This window comes from Pelosinus fermentans JBW45, assembly GCF_000271665.2.
Taxonomy (GTDB): Bacteria; Bacillota; Negativicutes; order DSM-13327; family DSM-13327; genus Pelosinus; species Pelosinus baikalensis.
This window is the reverse complement of sequence record NZ_CP010978.1, coordinates 740,980-766,514: the sequence shown is the minus strand read 5'-3', so window position 1 is coordinate 766,514 and position 25,535 is coordinate 740,980. Positions and strand designations below refer to the sequence as shown.

The window sequence follows — 25,535 nt, the reverse complement described above, 5'->3', positions numbered from 1 at the left end:
ACACAGAGAAAAGATAGGGTAAAGATAAAGCATTTTGAATCGCGAAGACGCAAAGATTTATTGTTTTGTTTCTATTCTGCCGCCTTGCAAGTAGGTGTTGATGATTTCGTCCCATTTGCCTTGGGTTTTTAGAATGAATTCCACCACTTCTCTCACGGCTCCTTGGCCGCCTTGTTTGGTGGTTATGAAGTGAGCATGTTGTTTGACTTCCGGTACAGCATTGGCTACCGCGCAGGCTAAGCCAACTTGTCTCATGATGGACAGATCCAGCAAATCATCTCCCACATAGGCTACTTCCTCCGCGCGCAAGCTATATTTGGTTAACAAAACAGAAAGCGCTTCTACCTTATCCTTAGCTCCCTGGTGTACATCCATAATTTTTAGTTCAATGCTGCGCAAATGAACGATTTGACTTTCGCGTCCCGTGATGATAGCCGTTTTTATGCCTGCTTGATGTGCAAGTGCAATGCCTAATCCATCATGGGAATGAAAATTCTTCATCAATTCGCCATCCCTGCCAAAGATAATATGTCCATCTGTCAGTACACCATCTACGTCTAGCACCAGAAGCTTAGTATTTTTAGCACGGGCTTCTATACCCATTATACCACTCCTTGACGTAATAAGTCAGTAAGGTGAATAATACCAATCGTTTTATTATTTTCATCCACGACTGGCAGCACTGTAATGGGGCGAGGATGATTTTTTTCCATAACGGAAAGAGCTTGGGCCGCTAACTTATTAGCTGTAATGGTACGAGGATTTTTAGTCATGATATTATCTACCTTCTTATCTAAGAATTCGTGACCATGTTCCAATCCTCTGCGAATATCGCCATCGGTAATAATCCCCACTAAATGACCTTGCTGATCTACAACATTTGTCGCACCAAGCCCCTTGCCGGTAATAACAAACAAGGCTTCCTTCACTGTTTTATCTAGCGTAACAACAGGGTTGTCTTCTCCTGCATGCATTACATTTTCGACTGTTAAGAGTAATTTACGACCTAATGATCCTCCTGGATGAAAGACCGCAAAGTCTTCTGGAGTAAATTTACGTTCCGATAATAACGCGATAGCCAAGGCATCCCCCATGGCCAATGTTGCAATGGCACTGGCTGTTGGCGCTAGCCCAAGAGGACACGCTTCTCTTTCCACAGCTGTATCTAAGAATATATCCGCATTTTTGCCCATTGTAGAATCTTCGCAGCCACACATGACAATAATACTGGCACCGATTCGCTTAATAGCAGGAAAGATGCTGACTACTTCCGCAGTTTCACCACTATTTGATAAAGCCAGTACAATATCATTCGGTGTGACCATCCCCAAATCTCCATGAATTCCTTCTGCAGGATGAAGAAAATAAGCAGGGGTTCCAGTACTGGCAAAGGTTGCAGCAATCTTTCTGCCAATATGACCGGATTTTCCCATACCCGTAACAATCACTCTTCCCGAACATTCTAAAATCATTGTCACCGCTGCTGTAAATTGACCATTGATTCGAGGAATCAAACTCTCAATAGCTGCAGCCTCAATTGCCAATACTTCTTTTGCTTGTTCAATAATCATAGTATTACCTCCCCAATAAAATTATTAAACCACAAAGGCACAAAGGACACTAAGAGTTATTCCCCTTTGTGTGCTGCGATAGCGGCATTGCGTCTTTGTGGTTCATTTTTTTTTGTGAATCTAGATTACTTATGCTTCCTAACTACATGATCAAGAGCTTGTACATCTTTTAATAAGTCTTCTAATTGTTCAATATATAGCATGTTAGGTCCATCGGATAACGCTTCGGCGGGATTATCATGAACTTCCATAAATAAAGCATCAACGCCTACTGCCACAGCTGCCCGAGTCAGATAAGGCACAAATTCCCGCTGTCCGCTTGAGGTCGTTCCTGCTCCCCCGGGTAATTGTACGCTATGAGTCGCATCAAAAACAATCGGATAGCCAAAGGAACGCATGATGGGCAAGGAGCGCATATCGGCAACCAGGTTATTATAGCCGAAGCTTGCACCTCGTTCTGTAAGAAGAATATTTTCATTGCCTGCCTCACGAATTTTGGCAACTACATTTTTCATATCATTTGGTGCTAAGAATTGCCCTTTTTTCACATTAATGACTTTACCTGTCTTTGCTGCATCATTTAGTAAATCCGTCTGACGGCATAAGAAAGCTGGAATTTGTAAGATATCCAATACTTCTGCTGCTGGACCTACTTGCTCACTGGAATGAATATCACTTACGACAGGAACACCCAGCTCTTTTTTGATGTGACTAAGTATTGCTAACCCTTCTGTAAGGCCTGGTCCGCGAAAAGAGGAATAAGAAGAGCGATTGGCTTTATCAAAGGATGCTTTAAAGATATATGGAATACCCAGTCTATCCGTGATCTCCTTAATCGCTTTACCAATTTTTAATGTACGTTCCACTCCCTCAATCACGCAAGGTCCGGCAATCAATACAATAGGATTCTTTGCCCCTACTGTAATCGAACCAATATTAACTGTATTCATAGAAAAAACCTCCTAAATATTTTTAACGAAGAGTGTAGGTTACTTTGAACCACAAAGGCGCAAAGGACACAAAGGGTTACGCAAGGGTTTTTATAAAATCCTTTGTGGTTAGTCTCCTTAATTTTTCAATAGCAAATTTACTTTTTCCAAATCTTCTATGGTATCTACGCCAATGGATTTGAAATTGGTTTCGATTACTTTTATGCGATAGCCATGTTCTAGGGCTCGTAATTGTTCTAATGATTCCGTCTTTTCTAAAGGGGTTGGAGCTAATTTTGCATATTTTAGCAGAAATTCCCGCCGATACGCATATATTCCAATATGCTTAAAGACTGGTAAACCAATCTCAATGCGAGGAAAAGGAATCAAGGAACGAGAGAAATATAAGGCATAACCTTGTAAATCCGTGATTACTTTTACAGCACCAGGAACCTGATACTCACTCGTATCCATTTTGGTCATTAACGTAGCCATATTGAGATCAGGATGGTTATCAAAAGCACTGGCTAATTGATCAATCACCTCTGGCTCGATCATAGGCTCGTCCCCTTGGACATTAATAATTAAATCCATATCGGGGCATTGTTCTGCAACTTCGGCAAGCCGATCGGTACCCGTAGGATGATCCGCAGATGTTAATAGTACCTCACCGCCAAATTTCTTAACTGCTTCCAGTACTAACGGATGGTCAGTTGCTACAATCACACGCTGGGGGCGCTTTGCCAGAGCAGCCCTTTCATATACATGTTGTATCATTGGCTTACCCGCTATATCCGCTAAAGGCTTACCTGGAAGCCGAGTAGATGAATACCGTGCTGGAATGACACATACTATATTCATAGAAAACCTCCCCTTATCTAGCAGTATCAAAGAAAATACCTGAAAACATAAAAATAGGATCGAACCACAAAGACGCAAAGGACACAAAGGGTTATATATATTTTTTGTGCCTTTGTGGTTCGTAATTTTTTACGGTAGAAGACACAGAGAAAAAGGCAATTAGATTAATCAGCAGCAGCATCCTGCTTATTTTCTACTTTCTTAATTAAATCCATTAGATCTTCATAGCCTTCTGTAAAGAATACAGCAATGCTCAGGACATATAAAGGCAATGGGCGATCAGAGTGAATAAATTCTGCAGGAATTTTTACTGCATCTTTTTCTGTAGTAACCAAGGCATATACCTTTTCATCTACGGCTTTTTGCATAATATACTGCATTTCTGCCATAGTATAGTCATGATGATCAACATATCTTACGCCGCATACATCTGATACGCCAAGATCCAAAATGGTCTGTTCAAAGGAAGAGGGGTTGCCGATAGCCGAAAAAGCCAGCACTTTATGACCGCGGACACTTTCTAATGCTACGTTCTTACGTCCTATTGTCCCTTTATACCATTCTTCAATTTCCACAAAACACCGAGGCTTATGAATACTTTCCACAACTAAGGCCTTTTTATTGTATTGATTCAAGGTGCTATAAATCATTTCCTTAGCCTCAAGGCTTGACTGATCAATTTTTGTCAGTAAAAAGATTTGTGCCCGGGATAAATTGGATAAAGGTTCTCGCAAAGTTCCTCTTGGCAGCATAAATTGATTGCCAAACATGTTTAGAGAATCAATTAATACAATGTCTAAATCACGTGCCAATTGCCAATGCTGAAATCCATCATCTAAAATAATAACATCTGCCTTTAGCTCATTGACAGCATATTCGCCTGTAATAATGCGATTACTCCCAATTACTACTGAAACCTTCGGTAAGCTTTTCGCTAATAAATAGGCTTCATCGCCAGCTTCCGCTGCAGACATATAGATTTTTTCCCCATCTGAAACTAAACCAATCTGGCCTCTCCACCCAGCCCGATAGCCACGGTTTAAAATGACTACTCGATACCCCATGTCCCGAATGATCGTAGCCAATCGCTGAGCAGTAGGAGTTTTACCAGTTCCGCCTACTGTAATATTCCCTAGACTAATAACATGGCAAGCCAGCTTGTGCTGCGTTAAAATTCCATACTTATATAAGGCTAGCTTACAAAGCACTGCCCAGCCATAAATAACAGAGAAAATATGCAGTACACCCAGCAGGAAATCTGTAAGAATGCCTGGTTCTTCACCATGTATTAATCGATATAAATAAAGTTGTATTTCTTCACGTTGGCGCATACTTGTTCCGCCTTTGTTCAATTTATTCGTCCCAATAACTCTTTTAGATACATCACACTTTTACGCGAAGCTCCACGATTTTCTTCAATAATCGTCAATGTTTCTTGGGACATCTTTAACCGTAATTCTTCATTATTTAAAAGCTCTAAAAACGTTGTCCCCAACGTTTCCGCATCATATACTGTCACACATGCCTGCCTGCCAGAAAATAATGCATAGGTCTCTTTAAAATTAAACATATGAGGACCAACCAGAATCGATTTGCCATGCGCTGCAGGTTCCAGAATGTTGTGACCCCCTCGCGGCACAAGACTGCCTCCTACGTAAATAATGACACCAATGCTATATACTTTCCCTAACTCTCCAATGGTATCCAGCACAATAATATCATGCTGCTCACGAGACTGCTGAGAAAATTTAGTCCTGAGTATTCCTTTAAAACCATAGGTTGCCGCTAAGTTAACAATTTCTTCGCTGCGTATAATATCCCTTGGTGCGATTAAAAGCTTCGCGCTGGGATAAGATTCCCGTACCTTTTGGAAAGCAGTAAGTAACATCTCTTCTTCTCCGGGATGGGTACTTCCCGCTACCAAAACAGGAACTGATTCTTCAATCCCCATTCCCTGGCGCAGGGTTTGCTGTTCTTTTAGCGTAACATTGGTATAGGTTTGATCAAATTTGGTGTTACCCGTAACAACAACTCGCTGTACATCTGCTCCCAAACGAATAATATACTGGGCATCAATGGTAGATTGCATGCAGAATTTCTCTACGGTATTCAACATACTTTTTAGTATGCTGCGCATATAATGATATCGTTCCACACTTTTATCGCTGATTCTGCCATTCACCATCATAACGGGGATAGAAAAATGTCTTGCGGCCTTTAAAAAGTTAGGCCACAATTCGGTTTCCACCAATAAGAACACACTGGGACGAACCCGTTTCACCACGCTATGGCTAAGATAGGGCAGATCCAGAGGGAAGAAGATAATACTATCTGCATCTTTAATAATTCTTTTGGCCATGTCATACCCACTGGAAGTCACTACAGATATTAATATGGGCTTATCAGGAAGTTCATTACTAATTTCTTTTATAATAGGGCTTGCTGCAACAATCTCACCTACTGATGCTGCATGCAGCCAAATACAATCTTTTTGCAGCACCGGTGCCAACTCTTCCTCTGGTATAAAACCAAAACTTTGCCGTAATCGCCGACCAAATCCTTCTTCCCTAATAAAACGGAAGAGGAACACTGGAGCAGCCAGCACAACAAGCAATGTGACTAATAAATTGTAAAGAAAATGCATGTTAATACCTCTTTTTCATCGTTCCTCTTTACCGTTTCTCAAACTGAACTTGATATAACTTGCTGTATAAGCCATCCGCTGCCAAAAGTTCTGCATGAGTCCCCTGCTCTGCAATTCTTCCCTTTTCCATTACTACAATTAAATCGGCACGCTGTACAGTAGACAAACGATGGGCAATCACAAAAGATGTCCGCCCTATCATTAATTTATCCACCGCTTCCTGTACTAATTTCTCACTTTCTGTATCTAATGCTGATGTGGCTTCATCCAAGATCAGCACGCGGGGGTTTTTCAAAATCGCTCTGGCAATGGAAATGCGCTGTCTTTGACCACCGGATAACTTTGAGCCTCGCTCGCCAATTTGCGTATCATAGCCGTCAGGCATATCGATAATAAACTTATGAGCGTTGGCCGCTTTGGCTGCATTTATGACTTGGTCATAATCAGCATCCAATTTTCCATATAAAATGTTATCGTATACACTGCCATTAAACAAAATCGTCTCTTGGGGAACAATGCCAATTTGTTCTCGCAAGGATTGTAAGGTAACTGTCTTTATATCAATACCATCAATGGTAATATTGCCATCTGTCGTATCATAAAACCGTGGTATCAGATTAGCAATGGTGGTTTTGCCTGCACCGCTTGGTCCTACAATTGCCACTACCTGGCCTGGATTGATTTTGAGGTTCAGCTGCTGCAAGGCAGGTTCACCTTTTTTATATTCAAAAGTTACATTATTTAATGCCACATATCCTTCTATGGTTGGCAATGCAATGGCACCTGGCATATCTTCGATTTCCGGTTTGGTATCAAGCACTTCAAATACTCGATCTGCGGCAGATAACGCCTTTTGAATATTGCCATATACACGACTCAAACGTTTAATCGGATTGGATAAATTAACTGCATATAATAAAAAAGCAATCAGCGAACCAGCCGTCAAGTTATTATCAATAACTTCTTTTCCTCCATACCATATAATCATAGTAACGCCAATGGCAGCCAAAAATTCAATGACGGGAGTTAAAGTAGCCATAATTTGAGAATTTTTCATCTGAACTCTAAAATTCTGGTTATTTTCCTTTTGAAAACGTTCTATTTCATAATCTTCTCTGGCAAAGGATTTTATGATTCGCACAGAAGAGATGCTTTCCTGCAGAACAGAGGTAATATCAGCCGTCCGTTCCTGCACCGCCATACTTGATGTGCGTAATTTTTTGCCAAAAATTTTCATAGCTTGAGCCACCAAAGGTAAAGTCACCAATGTTAATAAAGATAACTTCCAATGAAGATAGAACATGGCTCCCAGTGAACCAATTAAGGTCATTCCTTCGGTGACCAGTTCAATCATACTCTCCACCAAAGCCCCTTGTACTGCAGCTACATCATTGGTAATATAACTCATAATTTTACCTGTCTGGCGTTTTTCAAAATACGATAACGACAGACGCTGCATATGCCTGTATATTTCTCCACGAATGTCAATAATGACCTTCTGTCCAATATAGGACATGAGATAGGTTTGTCCGAAGAAAAAGATACCTCGCAGAAAATATACAATCACAATACCAATCGTAATCGTATTAAGCATTGACATGTTTTTGGTTGTCAGCACCTCATCAATCACTTCTCGCAAGATCCAAGGCACATATAAAGTGGCACTTGCCGCTAGGATGATACAAAAAACTGCTACGACCATTCGCGGTAAGTAGGGTTTTATATATTGTAACAGACGCGTATAGGTTGTCATCTCTGTCCTCCACTTAAACCTTGTTCCTTAGCTACGGTTAAGATCGCCCTTGCAACACGTTCAACAGCACCAACATCGCCCAGCTTGCGTTTTACCTCAGCTAAGTCTTGCAGCATGTTCTCATGCAAACGGGAATCCAGTAGTATGGGTATTGTTTCATTAGCAATATTATCTGCTGTTACTGCATATTGCAACAATTCCGGTACTACCTTACGCCCCGCAATGATGTTCGGCAGGCTAATATACGGAATTTTTACTAACAGTTTACCCAAAAGGTAGGTAAAGGTTGCTACTTTGTAAATAATTACGGTAGGTAGATTCAATAAAGCTGCCTCCAGGGTAACGGTACCGGAAGCCGCAATCGCTACATTTCCAATATTCATCAAATCATACGTGTTCTTTTCCGTTAAAACAACCTTAATTTTATATTTTTCGATCATACTATGTAGCATTTCCCGGGAAATTGTCGAGGCCACTGGCAGAAAAAATTGACATTCTGGTAGTTTTTCTGCTATTTTCTCTCCAGCCGCAAGCATGACAGGTAATAAACTGCTGATTTCCTGTTGGCGGCTGCCTGGCAACAACAGTACAATTGGCTTCCCGGAATCAGCCTCAAAGTATTGATAAGCCTCTGGCTTTGACATGGTTGGTTTTACAATATCGAGCAATGGATGTCCTACAAAAGTAACATTCGCTCCAGCTTCTTTATAAACCTCCGCTTCAAAAGGAAAAATAGCCGCCACTTTTTCTACGATTTTGGCGACTTCTTTTGCTCTGCCTTTTCTCCATGCCCAGACGGAAGGACTAATATAAGATATTACAGGAATACCTTTTTCTTTGGCAATTTTAGCCAATCGCATATTAAAGTCAGCATAATCAATAATGACCAGGGCATCAGGTCTCTCCTGTTCCATGAGTTCGGCTAGGTCATCGCGCAGTTTAAATAATCTCGGCAGGTTTTTTATGACTTCCACAAAGCCGATAACACCTAAATCGGCAATGTCATAGACAATATCCACACCAGCCTCTGCCATCGCCTTGCCGCCCATGCCAAACATTTTGATGTTAGGTTGTATGGCTTTTAACGCATGAGCAACACTAGCCCCATGCAAATCACCTGATGCTTCTCCTACTGAAATCATGATTTTACACATACAAAGCCTCCAACAAATAGTAGATCAATGAATATTAAAGCCTTCTGAACCACAAAGGCACAAAGGGCACTAAGAGAAAAACGTTTAAACGCGAAGACACTAAGGGGATGAAGAAATTTTTGAACCGCAGAGGCGCAGAGGACACAGAGAGGGGTTTGTAGTTATATATACCATAATTCTACTCTCTCCTCTGTGCGCTCTGCGGTACTCTGTGTTCTCTGTGGTTAAACCGTCTTTCCATTCTCGGTATTTAAGCCGTCTTTTTATTCTTTCTTATTTTATCACATTACCAGAATTGTTATGCCATGATTGTTGGCTATTTTTAGAACGGTTTGGCGATCTACCAGCAGAGTTTTGCCTGCTTCCATAGCGAGAGCTGTTGCTCCTGCCGCAAGCATGGATTCTATGGTATTCGGTCCCACAGTTGGTACATCAAAACGCATGTCCTGATTCGGTTTGGCGACTTTTACTACTCGCACTCCGCCTCGTCCTAATTCACCGCCGCGGCGAATACATGCATCTGTACCTTCAATGGCTTCTACAGCTATGACGGCACAGTTCTTCACCACCACCGTCTGGCCAATGTCCAATCTGCCAATCTCTTTGGCCATCGTAAAGCCAAAATCCAGATCCGCCTGTTCTTCTTGTGTCGGTTTCCGTTCCGTCAGCACACCAGGTCCAGGCATCAATGAACGAATCAAAGCTGTTTGATCTAAGATGCCCAGTCCTTCCATTGCCAATTCACGAACAAAAGCTAACATAATGGTATCATCACTATTATCAGTAAGACCTGCCAACAGCTTTTGTATCCGACTGTCAAGGGCAACTGCACCTGCGAACATTAATTCTTTAGTGACTTTGCCAATCATAGTAACTTCCGTAACGCCTTCTTCTTTAAGGGTAGTAATAATGGCTTGTAATTGACCAACGCTAATATGGTAGGTTTTATTTGCCACCCGATCTAACTCTTCATCTGTACCAGGCACCACACTGATAGCAATCACGGTAAAGCCCATGCCGCGAGCGGCACGGGCAAATTCTACTGGCAATCTTCCAATACCAGCTAATAAACCTATTATTTTCATTTGTTAAACTCCTATTCTCCGTCCCGACGACCGCGGCAGACACCCCGCTCTACATTACGTAGAAAACGCAGGAAATGTTCCACTTCAGGATAGGATTCTAATTCTTGTTCCATGACTTCAATCGCTTGAGCTAAAGGCAGTCCGGAACGATACAACGTTTTATATGCTTTTTTGATATTGTTGCGGGCTTCGCGGCTTATACCAGAACGAGCCATCCCCACATTATTGAGTCCTGATACGCGGGCTGGATGTCCATCTGCAATCACAAAAGGAGGGATATCCTGTACCACTTTGGATGCGCCGCCTACCATTGCATTCATGCCAATCTTTACAAATTGGTGAACTCCAGTTAAACCACCAATAACAGCTCGGTCTTCTACAATCACATGACCAGCCAATGTCGCTGCATTAGACATAATCACATGATTCCCAACAATACAGTTATGAGCTACGTGGGTATAAGCCATCAGTAAGCAATCATGACCAATTCGGGTTTCCTCGCCTTCACCAGTAGCTCGATTTACCGTAGCAAATTCTCTAATTTTGGTGTTATCGCCAATAAAAACATAGCTTTTCTCACCAGCAAATTTTAAATCTTGAGGATCTGAACCAATGGATGCACTCGGGAATATTACGCAATTTTTTCCAATACTGGTCCAGCCATCTATAATAGCATGGGCACTAATTTTAGTCCCATCACCAATTACTACATTCTCACCAACCACTGCATATGGGCCAATTTCAACATCCTTGCCGATACGAGCATTGGGATGAACGACTGCTGTCTCATGTATTTTACGCAGAGGTACGACAACCTTTTCCGGCTTCATCTGCTCATCAACTCCTTACTAGACTAAATACATTTTTGTTACATGCTACTACATTTATAATCCGACTGACCAGTCTAAACATGGCAGACAATTTTACGCCAATTTTTACCGTTTATAGCCCTTTTCTCGGTATTATCTCACTGATAATTCTGATTAACACTATTTTACTTCTTTTTTCATTATCTGGCAGATAATGCGAATAAAAATTCTCCTTCTGCCACCAATTGATCATCAACAAAAGCTTGGGCCCATATTTTCCCCATGCTGCTGCGTACTTTGATAATTTCTGCGACCATTCGTACTTGATCACCAGGAACTACGGGTTTTCTGAATTTAACGCGGTCCATGCCAACAAAATATGCCAGATTTCCACGATATTCCTCGGCGTATAACATTGCCACGCCACCAACTTGTGCCATAGCCTCTAATAGTAATACACCAGGCATAATGGGTTTCCCTGGAAAATGCCCTTGGAAGAATTCTTCATTCATAGTGACATTCTTAATGCCAACAGCCCGTTTCAGAGGATCAAGTTCAAGAATACGGTCCACTAATAAAAATGGATACCGATGAGGAATAATTTCTTGTATTTCAATTGCAGACAACATGTGTATTCAGCTCCTTACCAAAATATGGTCCACTATTTTTTTTGCCAATGCGGTATTTAATGCATGGCTTGACTTTACGGCAATAACATGACCTCTAATACGACCTGCTAATGCCAAATCGCCAATAATATCTAAAATCTTATGACGAACCAGCTCGTCTTGGAACCGCAGAGGTGTGAGAGCCTTTACATCATCGTATACCACTGCATTTTCCAAGCTGCCGCCTAAAGCGAGGCCTTGGGACTTAAGCTGCTCTACCTCATGCATAAAACCAATCGTCCGCGCGGATGCAATTTCAGAAATAAAACTATCTCTTGTAATTTCATAATCACCAAATTGCACACCTAACATGGGATGAGAATTAATTGAGGTAAAAGTGACTCTAAATCCATCATAAGGCAATATCGCAATAAACTTGTCATTCACTCTCACTGTTTGGGCTTCTGTAACGGATACGAACTGACGAGAAGTATTTTGCTCCACCACACCAGCCTCTTGAATCATCTGAACAAAAGGCAGAGAGCTGCCATCTGCTACGGGAGGCTCTACCGCATTAATTTCTACCAGACAGTTATCTACTTCCATGGCAAAAAAAGCTGCTAGCAGATGTTCCACCGTAAAAACTTTTGCCAAGCCTTTCTCTAATGTAGTAGCTCGCATGGCATTCGTAACATTGTTAGCCGTCGCCGCTACTTGTGGTGCTCCTGGCAAATCGATCCTTGCAAATACAATTCCCGTATCAGGAGGTGCCGGTTTGATCGTAATCGTCACGTCTTGACCTGAGTGTAATCCGATGCCCGTGTATGTTATAGCTTTTGCTATTGTTGTTTGCTGCATAATGTCCTCCTGATATAATGACCTTTATACATTCTATAGAATATTTCTTCTCCCTGCAAGAAGTATTTTTAAAATTGTTTTGTATTTGGCGAATAAAACGAATCGGAACCACAAAGGCGCAAAGGACACAAAGGGAATAGGATCATGAGTTCCAGAAATTCTTAAGCAATATTTTTGCTGTTTAGGGTGCGGGCATTGGTGATTTGCTGATACTCAATGAGTTCTTTGTACTGCTGGCCGATATGGGATGCGGGGTTGCCAAATACGTCTTCCGGCATTCCCTCTTCTACAATACTGCCCTTATCCATCAATATAATACGATCAGCAACGTGTATGGCAAAGGATATTTCATGAGTTACAACCAACATGCTGCTCGCTCGGTATTTTGCCAGTTCTTCCATGATAACTAGAACTTCCCTAACTAAAATAGGATCGAGAGAAGCTGTGGGTTCATCCCATAGCATGAGTTCAGGTTCAAAAGCCAGCGCTCTTGCTATACCTACCCGCTGCTGCTGTCCCCCTGACATTTCAGCAGATTTGTGCTGGGCACGCTTTTCCAGTCCAACCTTTTCTAATGCCTCCATCGCTTTATCATATGCCGCATCCCGTGGTATGCCATCCATTACTAATCCTAGCATAACATTTTCTACTGCGGTTAAACGTCCAATTAAATTAAATTGCTGAAAGACAAAACCGATGCGTTTACGAACCCGGCGTAATTCTTCCAGGTCGAGTTTCGTTATTTCCGTACCGGAAACACAGATTCTCCCACTATCGGGCTCAATTAGGCGATTGATCATACGAATCATTGTTGATTTTCCACAGCCAGATGGTCCCATAAGAACTGCTGTTTCCCCTTCTTTCACATGTAAGTTGAAATCATTCACGGCCACCAGCTTTCCAAAGCTTTTATACAGATTTTCAATCGTAAGCATCGAATCACCCCCTTTCAGTTTAAAATATATAAAATGAATCGAACCACAAAGGCGCAAAGGACACAAAGGAGAGTGTGTTTTTACTTAAATTTCATTTTACGCTGGTTTAGCTTTTGCAGTAGACCGGGGCGGCCGCTGGGGATGACAATCTCTCGCATGATTTCATCAACAGACAATCCTAATGATTGACCTGCCATCATTTCATCATTTGACATTGGACTAATTTTTTCCGTATAACAAGCAACGATCAGTCCAATGAGCGCACCTACTAAAGGTACAGCGATCCACGGTAAATAAGGAATTCCGCTTCTCCCTAAGACAAATATACTGGTTATTAATATAGCGCCGATTACCATGCCATAGATTCGTTCAGCACCCGTGAAAATAGCTGCCGCTGAGCGCAGTAACCCACGCCAGCCTTCGACTGGTTTTCTTTTATTGATTCTACTGCAACGTATAACCGTCATAATCGCTGTATGATCCAGAGCCAAAAAGAGTATCGTGACAATAATTGCGGTCATTCCAGACAGAACCGCTCTCACTTCATTTAATACACTATACAGCTCACCACGTACATTGGGTTCAATAATCCCAAGATCAGTAGAATATAAAGAGACATTTTGATGACCCACCTGACTATATACAATAGGTGCTACTGCATCTGTGCTGATATTGCTGGTGGTGAGGATTTGAATCCGTTCTCCTGGAATCGCTTGCCCAGCAATAAACTTATCCAACACAGATACGGAACGAGTAATTTCTTCATCCTTAAGGTTCGGCACAGCAGCTGCCAGATATTGCAATTGCCCGCTCACTAGAGGTGTATCTAGCTGTCCCAGCTGATTTAAGCGGGTATTGATGCTATTCATATTTTTTTTAGTACCTTCTACGTCAAATGCACGTAAGGTTCCAATGGTATTGTTTCCATTGGCTACAATATTGTCAATCGATCCTTTAGCCTGACGCGCATCAGCAGCAACGGTATCCAATGCTGCTAATCCTGATTTCAAAGTACTTAAGTTTCTCTGAGAGGCAACTAGGTTGTCCACCGTTCCACCAACGCTGCTATCTACTAATTTTAGCACCTGTAAGGTATTAATTAGCCCTCCCATAGATCTGGAAGAACTATCGATTTGATTTTGTACGGATTTAGTATCAATATTGGCAAGACCGCTGGTAGCTGTTTGAATGGTCGTACCTGCTGCTTTCAAACTAGTTAGTGTTTGCTCCATGGCAGTAATGCTATTGCTGTAATTGTCCAGGGTAAGGGTAGCAATTTTGTTTAAATTTTGACTATCCTGAGCAAATCCTGGAATCTGATCTACGATCTTGGTGGTTTCTGTTAAGGCTGTCCCCAGCTGCTGTCTTGGATTCTGATATGCAGCTGTACCAACATAATCACTAATTACACCATTGCTTACCCGATATCCTTGATTATTCGTAAGAAGAGCCGCATCTCCTTGGGTAATCGTCCCTTCCCCTTTGCCATCCGTGTGCACAGCTGTAATTTGCACCATTACATTTCCTTTATCTACAGGATTACCAGGCGCCAAAGCCGGCCCAGTACCTGTAAATGCAATGGTATCTCCTTTTACTAACTTTCCACTTCCATTTGGCGTGATCGTCACTTGAGAAGCATAGGCTACTAAAAATCGCTTTAGTTCCATCATCGTACTAACCATATAGGTCATATCATCATTTTTGCCGTCAATGGACACATTTTTGGCATATTCCAACTTCAATTGACTTTTCATAGCATCTCCGATAGACTCTCCCATACGAATCGGATTTTGGGGTTCACTACCTACGGGGAAGCTGATTTCAATTACTTGGTATTGTTTTAAAACCTTTTTAATTTCCTCTGTTACCACGGTAGCTTTATCAAGAGATGATAACACAACACCAATGGATGAACCATCACGGAAAGTAAAGCGTACACCATCAATTTGTGTGATAACATCCATCATCATGGTTCTTGCTCCTTCTGGCACACCACGAATGGTTAGTCTTGGTTCTGTTAGAACACCAACTCCTGCACCACCAGGGATACCACCAAAAGTCTTTCCTAATTCTTCATAGGTTTGCTTGGTTCTATATTCTTCAGGTATAGCAATAAAGAAAGAAGTTTTACCTGTAATAGTTGGTCCTTCTTTCATTCTTGCTCCCGGAAAAACTTCTTCAATAATTTTTTGAATATGGGTTGCAGTATCTCCTTTCATTTCCTCCCGGGATTGAATGAGAACATCATATTCACCATAGTCACCTACTAAACTCGCTAAAGTTTTGGAAAAATAGGAATTGGCTGCCATAGATATAGAAGTAGCAAGCAGCGAACCAATCACGATACTAACTACCATGAGGGTGATGACATCAAGATAAAATGAATCCTTTCTTAGATTCATGATTTTTCTTTTGGCTAGACTAATAGACATGACTTATTCACCCCTTTCCTTCAAGGGTTAATTATATCACGTATATCAAAAAAACTAAATACGTATATACTATTTTGCAACAATGTATATACTGGAAGTGAAAAAAAGAGTCTTTTTTGAACCGCAGAGAGCACAGAGAAAAAAAACGTTTTTAACCGCGAAGACGCGAAGAATGCAAAGATCACGAAGTGACCATATGTTTCTTCGTGTCCTTGGTATTTCTTCGCATCTTCGCGGTTCAACGTGCTTCTATCCAAACTAGTCACACAAAAGAAAGCAGTTTCGCTATGTTCGCAATGACGGATTATAAAAAAACTTTGCTATGTTTCTGGTGACACGGATGTCGATTACCAGGAACGAAGCAAAGTTTGCTTTGTATCTATTTACTTATTTTCGGTGTGTTTTTCCAACGATTGTGCAGCCAGAACCATTCATGGGAGATATTTCGCACATGCTGTTCAATAATGTTTGTCAATTTTTGCGTCATGAGAAGAAGGTCTTCTTCCCGGTTATTTGTTTTTTCTACCCACTCGGGAGGATGTAATATTACTTTATGAGTACCATCAGCGTTTGCTGTAATGAATGCCGGAATAATGGGAGCGCCTTTCATGCGAGCTAAGGCTGCAGCCCCAGGAGGCGTTGAGGCTAAACGCCCAAAGAATTCAACGAGAACACCATCACGATGAGCATCCTGATCCATTAAGAGACCAATAATCTGGCCTTCTTCTAGCATTCTAACCATTTCACGCACACCAGTTTTATAGGTTACATGCATACCGGCTCTCGTACGATTCTCATTTATGAACTTATCCATATCCCCATTGGTCTGCTTTTGTACTACAGCTACCAAAGGAAAACCATACATCGCTAAGGAAGCCCCCAGCATCTCCCAGTTTCCGCTGTGTGCTGTTGCTAATACTGCGCCTTTTCCATGTGACAATGCCTCTGTCAAATATTCAGGATGATCAATTGCTACATATTGTTTAATGTTATCTTTATTAACCGTGGGCATACGCAACACTTCCATAAACATCTTACCAAATCGTGTCGTACTTTGTTTTGCGATCTGATAAGCCTGTTTTCGATCAAGAGATAAACTGCACATAATGTTTTCAATTGCCATGCTTTTACGTTTACGAGGCACTAATGCCCAGCATACTTCTCCTAGTACATTTCCAATACTTTGCCATACAGCCCGAGGCAGCATACTGATAATACTACTCATCATTTTCACAAATTTATATAGCATGTATGCTCCTCCTCACCTGAATTATCCTAACAAAGATTAATAGGTATAACTCACACCAACATATCCGTCATGATCACGCCAGCCTGCATCCAGCTTAAGCCCCGGTACAATGGCCATACGCGCGCCATAATTCATATGCTTACCATCATATTCAGCAATCAATGTTGTCGCGGGGAAAACATTATTGCCTGTTAAGACGCTAATAGGATTGAGGGTTTTTTCAATACCAGCAAACACGCCGTCAAATCTTCCACTACCTGCGCCTACATGCATCCGAAACCCAAAAGGCAGTGCCTTGCTTGCTACAGCATATGCCGAACGCTCACGAGTATTTCCTATGTCTTCTATCCCCACTGCCAGCCCTGGGTTCAGTACACTTTCTGATAGGATACTAAACTTGGCATTTACATAATTTTCATTATCTTGATGATCATAACGAAATCCTGCCACACCAATTTCTAACTTAGGCAATATATTCGTATTAAATACACCTACACCACCATCTTTTAGGTGATAATAACCTAAGGAAAATTCACCTTCCCGCAGTACATCTGCAGATGGATTGTTAATTAAACCTGTCGATCCATTCACGGATGGTGCTGCAGAAACAGGTCCAGATGCTAATACTAATGCACAACCAATTCCAAATAAAACTTTTTTCACGAGGATCCTCCTTAAGATCAATTACTTTATAGTCCAATATGCATATATTCTTCATAACTGCCTACAATCCTGCCAAAGCTACTTAGGTAATAATTGCCCTTTTAAAGATGAGGGAACATAGTAAGAAAAACGCTCCTCGTTCTTAAAACATATAAAGTGAACCTAACCGCAGAGGCGCAGAGAACGCTGAGAAAAGATAATTAGTAAAATTCTCACATAGCTAGAATTTTCTCGGTAGCACACAGTGCAAGGTGGGCTTCGGATCTTGGAACCAAAGAAAACGCAGAGTACACTGTAGGGTGTTCTCTGCGTTCTCTTTGGGTTTGATACTTTTTATGATTTACTTTCTATAGCAGCTAAACGCTTTTCTAGGTCTTTGACCTTTTTAAGTAAATCGGGGACTTTATTAGAGCTGGCTTCTCCTCGTAACCATTCCTTGTGGGGTCTGGCTGGGAATCCGGAATAGAAGGAACCAGCAGGTACATTACCAATCACTCCCGCTTTAGCTGCAAACACGGAATTGTCGCCAATCGTTATATGACCAGCGCAGCCTGCCTGTCCGGCAAAGGTAACGTTATTGCCAATTTTAGTGCTGCCTGCAATACCAGTTAGAGCAACAAAAAAGCAATTTTCGCCGACGACAACATTATGAGCCAAATGCACCAAATTATCAATTTTAGTCCCTTGTTTCACAAGGGTACTGCCTGTAGTCGCCCGATCAATTGTAGCATTTGCCCCTATTTCTACATCATCTTCAATGATCACATTGCCCACTTGAGGAACTTTTTGATGACGACCACTTACAGTAACAAAACCAAAACCATCACTGCCTACTACTGCACCGCTATGAAGTATGGATCGACTGCCAATATGGCACCGTTCCCGCACTGTCACATTGGGATATAGGATGCAGTCACTGCCAAGAACAGCTTCTTTTCCAATATAAGTATGGGGATAAATAATTGTATGATTCCCGATTTTTACATGATCATCAATTACCGCATAGGCCATAATCGCTACATTTTCTCCAATAGTAACATTCTTCCCCAGCACCGCTGTAGGATGAACGCCGGGTTCAATCATGACTTTCGGCGCATATACTTTTAATAATTCTGTAAATGCCGTTCTTGGATTTTCCACCTGAATGGCAGGCTTACTAAATTCTGTGACAGTCATAGGGATAATAACGGCAGCGGCACTAGACCGTGCCGCTTTTTCCAAATGAGGCGGTACAGCAAAGGAAATATCTGCTGTACCTGCATCTTCCAGATTTGTTACCCCCGTTATTTCAATGTCACCATCACCTAGTAACACACCATTTACCAAGTCAGCAATTTCTCTTAATGTCTTCTTCAATGAGAAATCCTCCTGAATTGCTATCTAATTCTTATTGCAGCTTTTTAATCACGTCATCTGTAATATCTGTACCGCCTTGAGCTACGCCATTCTTATATAGAATCACACCTAGTTTTTTCTCTTTAGCAATACCATCTAAGGTTTCTTTAATACTGCTGTCAATTTGTCCTTCCATTTCTTGCTTCACTTTCATGAACTCTGCATAAAGTGTCTCTTGTTTCTTTTGAAAATCAGCTGCACTTAAGGATGCTTTATCTTTTTCCAATTGATCACTAAGTTCTTTGCCTTTCACATTCAATTGTTCCTGAAATTGCTTTACCTTAGGGCTTTCTGTCATTACCTTATTTACATCAATTACACCCACATTACCGCTTGAATTACAACCGCCTAAAAGAGCAGCTGTAAATACTAATAAGAACAATAATGCTATTTTTTTTCCTTGTTTCATTGTAAGTCCTCCCATTCCTTTGCTTCATTTTTTTTGCGAAGTTAATACTGTTCAAGAAATACTTTACTATTTCTTGAAACAGTATTATTATATACAACTTTACTATTTATTACACTCTGCAATAACAGCAGCGGTTATATCCACACCACTCACATTCACAGTTACATTGGTCAACACTGCTTCAAGACCTGACTCAATTGCAACTTTACCTGTTTTATCGCTGATATCTTGAACGATCCAGTCCTGCAATGCTTTCAGTTCTTGCTGCTTCATCATTGCCTGCTGCTGACCATTACCAGACTCTTGTGCCGTATTCCCCGGCAGGGACAGGGTTTGCATATTCCGTGCCGCTATTTCTTCTTGCTTAGCAGCAGCTTTTTGAGAAATCTCTTGGTTAACCTGCTTACTATAGGCTTCTAATTCCTGCTGCGCAGCAGCCTTGTCAGGGGCCATCTTTTCCGTCATTTGCCCAGCCAGCTGTTTTTGCTTCTCAGCGATTTTTTCGGCACGCTTCGTTTGCAATGTTTCTAATTGTTCTTGCAGTGAAGCAGCTTCTTCCTTCTCTAGCTGCACAGTTTTTAATTTAAGCTGTAAATTAAAGATTTGCGGCTGATATTCTTTATCAATTTCATCAGTATAAACTTTAAATTCATCCGACAGAGTCTGATGAATGCTATTTTCTTTTGCTGCAAGCCTCGTGTTGACTTCTTGTTCTTTTAAGGACATCTTTTCCGTAAATTCTTGTTGAAAAGTCTTGTTTAATTCCGCCAAATCCCCTTGGGATGTTTCTGACAGATTCAATGTTTTCTGGGCGCTTTGCGCCATAGCAGCCTGCTGGGCCTGAGCCTGAGCTGAGATGCTTCTTACTTCTTCTTCTAAAGCCAGCACTTGTTTATATTTAGGATGTGACTGTGCTGCCTTTTTCATATCAACAATACCTACTAGGGGCTGAGGTTCCTTAGTGTCTTGCACTTTTTTGGTACTACATCCGGCAACAAGCATCATTAAAGCCAGTATCATGATAAGAAACTTATGATTTGACACCCCATCACCCTCTTTCTAATAAAGGGCCGAGCTGGTGAAACCTGCTCGGCCATACTGCATTTTTAATTACTTGCCGCTAATTTTTTTGCCAACTTCAGCCGTAATGTCCTGGCCGCCATAAACGACATTGCCTTTATCCATAACTACAGATAAGCCTTTAGCATCTGCAACTGCTTTGATAGCCGCATCTACTTTTTCAAATACTGGATTAATTAATTCTTGTTCTTTTAAGGTCAAGCGCTGTTGAACTTGTGCATAGTAATCTTGCTTTTCTTTGTCGTTCATTGTCGCTGATTTTTCTTCAAAGTCTTTTTTTGCCTGTTCTACTTCAGCCTGCATTGTTTTCTGTGCGTTCGCCATATCTGGGTGCTGAGAAATTAACAGCTGATGATTCACGACACCAATCTTAGAGGAATTATTGGCCTCCGCTGCATAGGATGTACTACTTTGTGATACAGCCAATCCAACTATACCTAACAGAAACATCACTGCTATTGCTAGGGATACAAATTTCACTTGCTTCTTTTGTAATTTCAGCATAAAAAACCTTCTCTCTGCCTATTGGCATCAAATTTTACCTCTTTATTATAACAGGGTATACCCACATATTCAAGATATTGCTGTTAAAAGGTGTCCCTGAATTTTACAAATGACCAACCAGTCGCAGCCATTGATCATCTTTTGTAATAATGTATTCGGCACTCAAAAAATCATGAAGTTTATAGCGAAGTCCTAGTTCATTATTACGATTCTTGGGATTCCTCTCCAGTCGCATTGTCCAGCTTGGGCTAAGTTCCTTGTGCAGCCACAGCATATTTTGTGAGCTGGATGTATTATATTTGATTCCCGCTATCATGCTAGAGCCAATTTTATGGCCCCATCCTGGCACAAACTCCCAGGAAACAGAGCTGGGGATAAAGTTCACTTCTAAAAAGACTTCGTCCCGTTTACTGATATTCTTTCCGGCATGTAATCTGGCAGAAGCATTGTCTTCATCGCGCCCCATATCCAAATACGCTTCCAGAGTTATGTTATATTTATCGGTTTCCACATCCAGCGCAATTTCAGTATCTGCCCCAGCATTGAGCAGGGGAGTTGCTGTAATTCCATATTTTTTTGTTAAAGGTTGTTCTGCAATCAGCTTCGCTGTAAAATAGTCACGGTGTCTTTCCACAAAAGCTACAGGCAGACCAATAAGGGTTTTACTGGTCTCATTCATCGTCGGGCGCACAGCGGTTAACACGACATTCGGAATGGTGGTAGAGCGAAGTGAGACATGAACATCCTGCACAGTCGTCCCCAATGGTGATAAGGAAAGCTTTACTAATGTGCGTTCTCCTGGAATGATATCGATATTAGCGTGAAATTCAGGCAGCTGATTTGCCAGTAATTCACGTATTGCGACTTTCGATAATCCTCCCGCCCAATCTACAGCATCAATGGGCAGTCCGATTAATACATCATTTAATTTTTCATCTACATTCCCCATATCTTTTTTTATCAGATTTACGATATCCTGGGAAAGAGTACCGAAGTCATAAACGATAGCGACCTCATGCACTACATCTCCCCAGGGAGTAATCTCGATGGTAAGAGCAGTGCTGGGGCCAGGTCTAAGATCAACGGACTGGACAGAATATCCTACTAATACGCGGTCAAATATTTCCTTGATCAGTTTTTCATAGGAAATCTGATTCTCTTGTACTTCACTCACCTTACGTCCTACAATCATTTGCTCGCCTACGGTACTCACACTAGCCGTCATGCGTTTTGCAATTTTAGAAGGAGGCATCTGACTGGAAACAATTGTTACATCGATTTTTTCCACTAGTTCATCAGAAGCATAAGCCACTCCTGACAGTAATAATAAACTGAGCAATGTGCTTGTGAAGATAAGACGGAAACTGTATCGAGGAATAATAATGCACCTCCTGGCGAAAATGCTCCATGTCCTGTAAGTAAGACTTTAGCCATATTATATAGATATCAGAGTCAGGTCAATGACCTGACTCTGATAAACATTGGATTAGAATTGTCCGCCAAAGCTAAAGTGACTTCTACCGCCTTGACTGCCTTGCGCATAATCAAGACGAATCGGACCGATTGGTGTAGAAACACGAATCCCCACACCCACACTAGCCTCTAGATCATTCAGCTTGTATCCTTCCTCTGACCATGCTTTACCAACATCAGTAAAGGCTACGCCTTCTACTTTTTTAGCAATTGGGAAGCGATATTCTGCTGTAGCGGCCAGCATTTTATTACCTTTAAACTGATCATCACGGTAACCACGGAGTGTATCAGAGCCACCTACGGCAAAACGTCCGCTGTCTGGCATTTTGCCATCTGCATAACCGACAGTTCCCCGCAGCGCTACAACTTGTGCATGACCTACCTTTAGATAGTTCCGAGTCTCAGCAGTGTATTTATTATAGTTAAAATCACCGCCTAAGGCTTTTCCGGCGAATTCTGCTGTTAAAGCCACACGATTTCCTTCTGTAGGACTAAATACATTATCCCGAGAATCATATACGCGCATTAAGCTAATACTGCGAGTTGTGCCAAAATTATCTTTTAGATATGTCGGATCTTTTGAATAATCTTCTCCTGATACCCATTCCACATACTCATCTTTTCGTTGTTTTAACGTAATATAGTTTTGTACATATTCACCTTGCGGACGACCAAGGGTAATATCAAAGCCTTTACGCCTTTTGTCATAAGTGGCTTTCGTATCTCCATCATCATCATAATAATCATTATATTCGTTGGTCATGTCATAAAAGCTAAAACCAAGGGATGTTTGCTTGTCGTCCAGCCATGGGCGAGTGTAGCTTATTTCATAGTTCTTGTTGCTGGCACTGCCGCCAAACTCCCAATGAAGCTTCACTTTATCTCCCGTACCACGGAAGTTGTCATCCCCAAGCTCAATAATCCCAATCATACCATCACTTTTACTGTAGCCGCCCCCAATGGAGAACCGACCTGTCTTTTGTTCTACAACTGTGGTTTCAAGAACAATGGCATTGGGCTCTTTGCCTGGGTTCAGTTTCATATTTACGTCTTCAAAATAGCCTAGGTTGTACACTTTTTGCATACTACGTTTCGCATCTTTTACGTTAAATGGCTGATTTGGCTTTAATTTCATTTCACGAGTAATAACATGGGTCTTTGTCTTCTCGTTGCCTTTCACTTCGATGCCTTCCAACATACCTTCATTAATGGTAATTGTCAGTACACCGCCAGTTCCCATTGCAACATCACTGACTTTGGTCAAGATATAACCTTGATCATGATAATATGTTTCAATGGATCTTACATTTTCATTTAACGCTTTCGAATTTAAAATACTGCCTGTTTTAACTGTCAGCATACTGCTTAGCTTATCGGATGATACCTTGGTATTGCCTTTTATAATAATTTCCTGCAATACTGGGTTTTCCATCACGGTATAGACTACTTGTACCCCTTCAGGAACTTCATTGAAGTTGGATACTACATCAAAAAAAGTACCCAATTCATAGATCGCTTGCATGTCTTGTTTTACTTTGTCTGCTGTCAGCGCTTCACCAGGCTTCAACTTTACTGCACCCATGATCGTCGCTTCTGGTACTGTTGTATTGCCAGTGACAGTTATGGAAGTTACAGTTTTACCTGTAGGATCAGCAGCATAGGCTGGAGCTGAAACAGAAAATATAAGACTGATACTAAAGATAGCTGCAAGCAGTATATGCTTATAGTTTTTTTGAATTTTCATGCATTACCTCCTTTTGTCTTACTGGCCGCGTAATGTTTTTCCGGCGGCCCGCACCAATTTTTGCATTTCATCAGGCGAGATGGCCGCCGCTGGTTCCACCTGCTGAGAAGATTCAGCTTTTTTTTCCTGACTCATTGGATTTGGTGCAGCAACACGTTGTACTGGCGGAGCAGCTTCTGTTATTACGACTACTTTCTTTGCCTCCGTAGAGACAGCTGGCAATTGTCCACCATTACTGCTGCTTTGTATCTGAGATTCCACTGGCACACTTACTTTTTGCGCCAATGGAACAGGTACAACGATATCTGGCTTAGACGTCCACCAATAGACTCCCCCTAATCCTACTGCCATTACTACAGCGCAGGTCAAAGCGACTCCATGACGAATCATCGTATATTTGTGACGCCAATGTTTAGAGCGGCTGACTTCTTTTACATGCTGAAGTTCAGCTTGGGCTAACATTAGATCAAGCTCACCGCGAATATCTCGCTCTTTGTCAAAAGCTTCCTCTGCTCTTGTCAACCATTTTTTTGCAGAAGACAAATGCTGGTATACATTTTTTCTAAAATGAGCCATATACAACACCCCTATTATAAACAATATATACAATCCTGAAAAGAGGCCAGATTATGGTCATTGATTTCCTTTGAAAAATCTTTGTTTTTTGGTGATTAATTGTGTTTTCTATAACAATCCGTGCTATATGTGCCTTTTTTCTCTCTTTTTTGCGGTTACCAGTGCTGCATAAATTTGGATAGCATACCGCGAATACGCCTGATACCCTGTTTTTGTAATTTATAGATATGAGATATGCTCAGATCTAAGCTTTCCGCCAATTGTTTTGGTTCACAATCTTCTAAGAATACGCCGCTTAACACCGCTTGTTCGTTAAGAGGTAAGCGATCCATGGCATTTTTAACCTGGGCTACGAGATAGTTATGCTCGGCCTGGCTGGAGACACCTGCTTTCCCATCGACTAACAAGTCTCTTAGAGTAATGTCTTCCCCAACTGATAAAGGACTATCCATAGAGGCAATACCAAACTTGCCCTCTTTTTCCATATAATTGAGAATACGTCCTCGTATTCGTTGGGAAGCATATAGGCTAAAAGCCACGCCTCTTTGATGATCAAATCTCTCTACCGCCTCAATTAGTCCCACTGTCCCTTCTTGAATCATATCCATGATCACCGTTTCATTCAGGCGCCAGCCAGTAGCGATCTTAAATACCAAAGGTTGATAGTGCTCGATAATCTTGCTGCGGCAGTCCATATCATCATATTCTTTATACTGGAGCCACAGAGCTTCTTCTTCTTCCCGTGACAGCATGTGTATTTTTTTAAGTTCTTTTACATATTGACTTAATATCATGTGGATCAT

Annotated in this window: 24 protein-coding genes; all 24 read right to left on the bottom strand. The window is 41.4% G+C overall.

From position 1 onward, the window contains the following. Positions 1 to 57 precede the first annotated feature (57 nt). Complete coding sequence (locus JBW_RS03095) at positions 58 to 603, bottom strand: KdsC family phosphatase (RefSeq protein ID WP_007958973.1); 546 nt, start codon at positions 601 to 603, stop codon at positions 58 to 60. Then, the gene (locus JBW_RS03090; RefSeq protein WP_007958971.1) at positions 603 to 1,571 is read right to left on the bottom strand and encodes a KpsF/GutQ family sugar-phosphate isomerase; all 969 of its coding nucleotides are present in this window, start codon (positions 1,569 to 1,571) and stop codon (positions 603 to 605) included. The genes JBW_RS03095 and JBW_RS03090 overlap by 1 nt, the downstream gene beginning before the upstream one ends. Positions 1,572 to 1,696: 125 nt before the next feature. Continuing rightward, complete coding sequence (kdsA, locus tag JBW_RS03085) at positions 1,697 to 2,521, bottom strand: 3-deoxy-8-phosphooctulonate synthase (protein ID WP_007958967.1); 825 nt, start codon at positions 2,519 to 2,521, stop codon at positions 1,697 to 1,699. 117 nt (positions 2,522 to 2,638) lie between these two features. Then, positions 2,639 to 3,361, bottom strand: a complete 723-nt coding sequence (gene kdsB, locus JBW_RS03080) for a 3-deoxy-manno-octulosonate cytidylyltransferase (protein ID WP_007958966.1) — start codon at positions 3,359 to 3,361, stop codon at positions 2,639 to 2,641. A 164-nt stretch (positions 3,362 to 3,525) separates the two neighbouring features. After that, complete coding sequence (gene lpxK / locus JBW_RS03075) at positions 3,526 to 4,692, bottom strand: tetraacyldisaccharide 4'-kinase (protein ID WP_007958965.1); 1,167 nt, start codon at positions 4,690 to 4,692, stop codon at positions 3,526 to 3,528. 17 nt (positions 4,693 to 4,709) lie between these two features. Beyond that, positions 4,710 to 6,005 carry a 3-deoxy-D-manno-octulosonic acid transferase gene (locus tag JBW_RS03070; protein ID WP_007958964.1) on the bottom strand — a complete coding sequence of 432 codons (1,296 nt, stop codon included), beginning with the start codon at positions 6,003 to 6,005 and terminating at the stop codon, positions 4,710 to 4,712. Positions 6,006 to 6,033: 28 nt separating this feature from the next. After that, on the bottom strand, positions 6,034 to 7,758 hold the full coding sequence (msbA, locus tag JBW_RS03065; protein WP_007958963.1) for a lipid A export permease/ATP-binding protein MsbA: 1,725 nt from the start codon (positions 7,756 to 7,758) through the stop codon (positions 6,034 to 6,036). After that, entirely contained in the window at positions 7,755 to 8,912 is a 1,158-nt protein-coding gene (lpxB, locus tag JBW_RS03060; RefSeq protein WP_007958961.1) for a lipid-A-disaccharide synthase, read from the bottom strand. The genes msbA and lpxB overlap by 4 nt, the downstream gene beginning before the upstream one ends. Before the next feature lie 281 nt (positions 8,913 to 9,193). Then, complete coding sequence (locus tag JBW_RS03055) at positions 9,194 to 9,997, bottom strand: LpxI family protein (protein ID WP_007958959.1); 804 nt, start codon at positions 9,995 to 9,997, stop codon at positions 9,194 to 9,196. A gap of 11 nt (positions 9,998 to 10,008) precedes the next feature. Next, positions 10,009 to 10,827 carry an acyl-ACP--UDP-N-acetylglucosamine O-acyltransferase gene (gene lpxA / locus JBW_RS03050; RefSeq protein WP_007958952.1) on the bottom strand — a complete coding sequence of 273 codons (819 nt, stop codon included), beginning with the start codon at positions 10,825 to 10,827 and terminating at the stop codon, positions 10,009 to 10,011. Positions 10,828 to 11,006: 179 nt separating this feature from the next. After that, entirely contained in the window at positions 11,007 to 11,435 is a 429-nt protein-coding gene (fabZ, locus tag JBW_RS03045; protein WP_007958950.1) for a 3-hydroxyacyl-ACP dehydratase FabZ, read from the bottom strand. A 6-nt stretch (positions 11,436 to 11,441) separates the two neighbouring features. Then, on the bottom strand, positions 11,442 to 12,272 hold the full coding sequence (gene lpxC / locus JBW_RS03040) for a UDP-3-O-acyl-N-acetylglucosamine deacetylase (protein ID WP_007958948.1): 831 nt from the start codon (positions 12,270 to 12,272) through the stop codon (positions 11,442 to 11,444). Positions 12,273 to 12,433: 161 nt separating this feature from the next. After that, positions 12,434 to 13,207, bottom strand: a complete 774-nt coding sequence (locus tag JBW_RS03035; RefSeq protein WP_007958946.1) for an amino acid ABC transporter ATP-binding protein — start codon at positions 13,205 to 13,207, stop codon at positions 12,434 to 12,436. 80 nt (positions 13,208 to 13,287) lie between these two features. Continuing rightward, positions 13,288 to 15,639 (bottom strand): hypothetical protein, encoded by a 2,352-nt coding sequence (locus JBW_RS03030; protein ID WP_007958944.1) that lies wholly within the window; start codon positions 15,637 to 15,639, stop codon positions 13,288 to 13,290. A 379-nt stretch (positions 15,640 to 16,018) separates the two neighbouring features. Next, a complete protein-coding gene (locus JBW_RS03025) occupies positions 16,019 to 16,888 on the bottom strand; it encodes a lysophospholipid acyltransferase family protein (protein ID WP_007958942.1) in 870 nt (289 codons plus the stop codon). A 36-nt stretch (positions 16,889 to 16,924) separates the two neighbouring features. After that, complete coding sequence (locus tag JBW_RS03020) at positions 16,925 to 17,551, bottom strand: YjbH domain-containing protein (protein ID WP_007958934.1); 627 nt, start codon at positions 17,549 to 17,551, stop codon at positions 16,925 to 16,927. A 333-nt stretch (positions 17,552 to 17,884) separates the two neighbouring features. Continuing rightward, positions 17,885 to 18,907, bottom strand: coding sequence for a UDP-3-O-(3-hydroxymyristoyl)glucosamine N-acyltransferase (lpxD, locus tag JBW_RS03015; protein WP_007958932.1), 1,023 nt, complete (start codon positions 18,905 to 18,907; stop codon positions 17,885 to 17,887). A 31-nt stretch (positions 18,908 to 18,938) separates the two neighbouring features. Then, entirely contained in the window at positions 18,939 to 19,355 is a 417-nt protein-coding gene (locus tag JBW_RS03010) for an OmpH family outer membrane protein (protein WP_007958930.1), read from the bottom strand. Between the two features lie 102 nt (positions 19,356 to 19,457). After that, positions 19,458 to 20,399 carry a hypothetical protein gene (locus tag JBW_RS03005; RefSeq protein WP_007958928.1) on the bottom strand — a complete coding sequence of 314 codons (942 nt, stop codon included), beginning with the start codon at positions 20,397 to 20,399 and terminating at the stop codon, positions 19,458 to 19,460. Positions 20,400 to 20,465: 66 nt separating this feature from the next. Next, positions 20,466 to 20,939: an OmpH family outer membrane protein gene (locus tag JBW_RS03000; protein ID WP_007958926.1), complete on the bottom strand. Its 474-nt coding sequence runs from the start codon at positions 20,937 to 20,939 to the stop codon at positions 20,466 to 20,468. Positions 20,940 to 21,042: 103 nt separating this feature from the next. Then, positions 21,043 to 22,251: a hypothetical protein gene (locus JBW_RS02995; RefSeq protein ID WP_007958925.1), complete on the bottom strand. Its 1,209-nt coding sequence runs from the start codon at positions 22,249 to 22,251 to the stop codon at positions 21,043 to 21,045. Positions 22,252 to 22,425: 174 nt separating this feature from the next. Continuing rightward, positions 22,426 to 24,156 carry a BamA/OMP85 family outer membrane protein gene (locus JBW_RS02990; protein ID WP_007958923.1) on the bottom strand — a complete coding sequence of 577 codons (1,731 nt, stop codon included), beginning with the start codon at positions 24,154 to 24,156 and terminating at the stop codon, positions 22,426 to 22,428. Between the two features lie 18 nt (positions 24,157 to 24,174). Then, positions 24,175 to 24,732 carry a hypothetical protein gene (locus JBW_RS02985; RefSeq protein ID WP_007958921.1) on the bottom strand — a complete coding sequence of 186 codons (558 nt, stop codon included), beginning with the start codon at positions 24,730 to 24,732 and terminating at the stop codon, positions 24,175 to 24,177. A 155-nt stretch (positions 24,733 to 24,887) separates the two neighbouring features. Next, positions 24,888 to 25,526, bottom strand: a complete 639-nt coding sequence (locus JBW_RS02980; RefSeq protein WP_007958919.1) for a sigma-70 family RNA polymerase sigma factor — start codon at positions 25,524 to 25,526, stop codon at positions 24,888 to 24,890. Positions 25,527 to 25,535 lie beyond the last annotated feature (9 nt).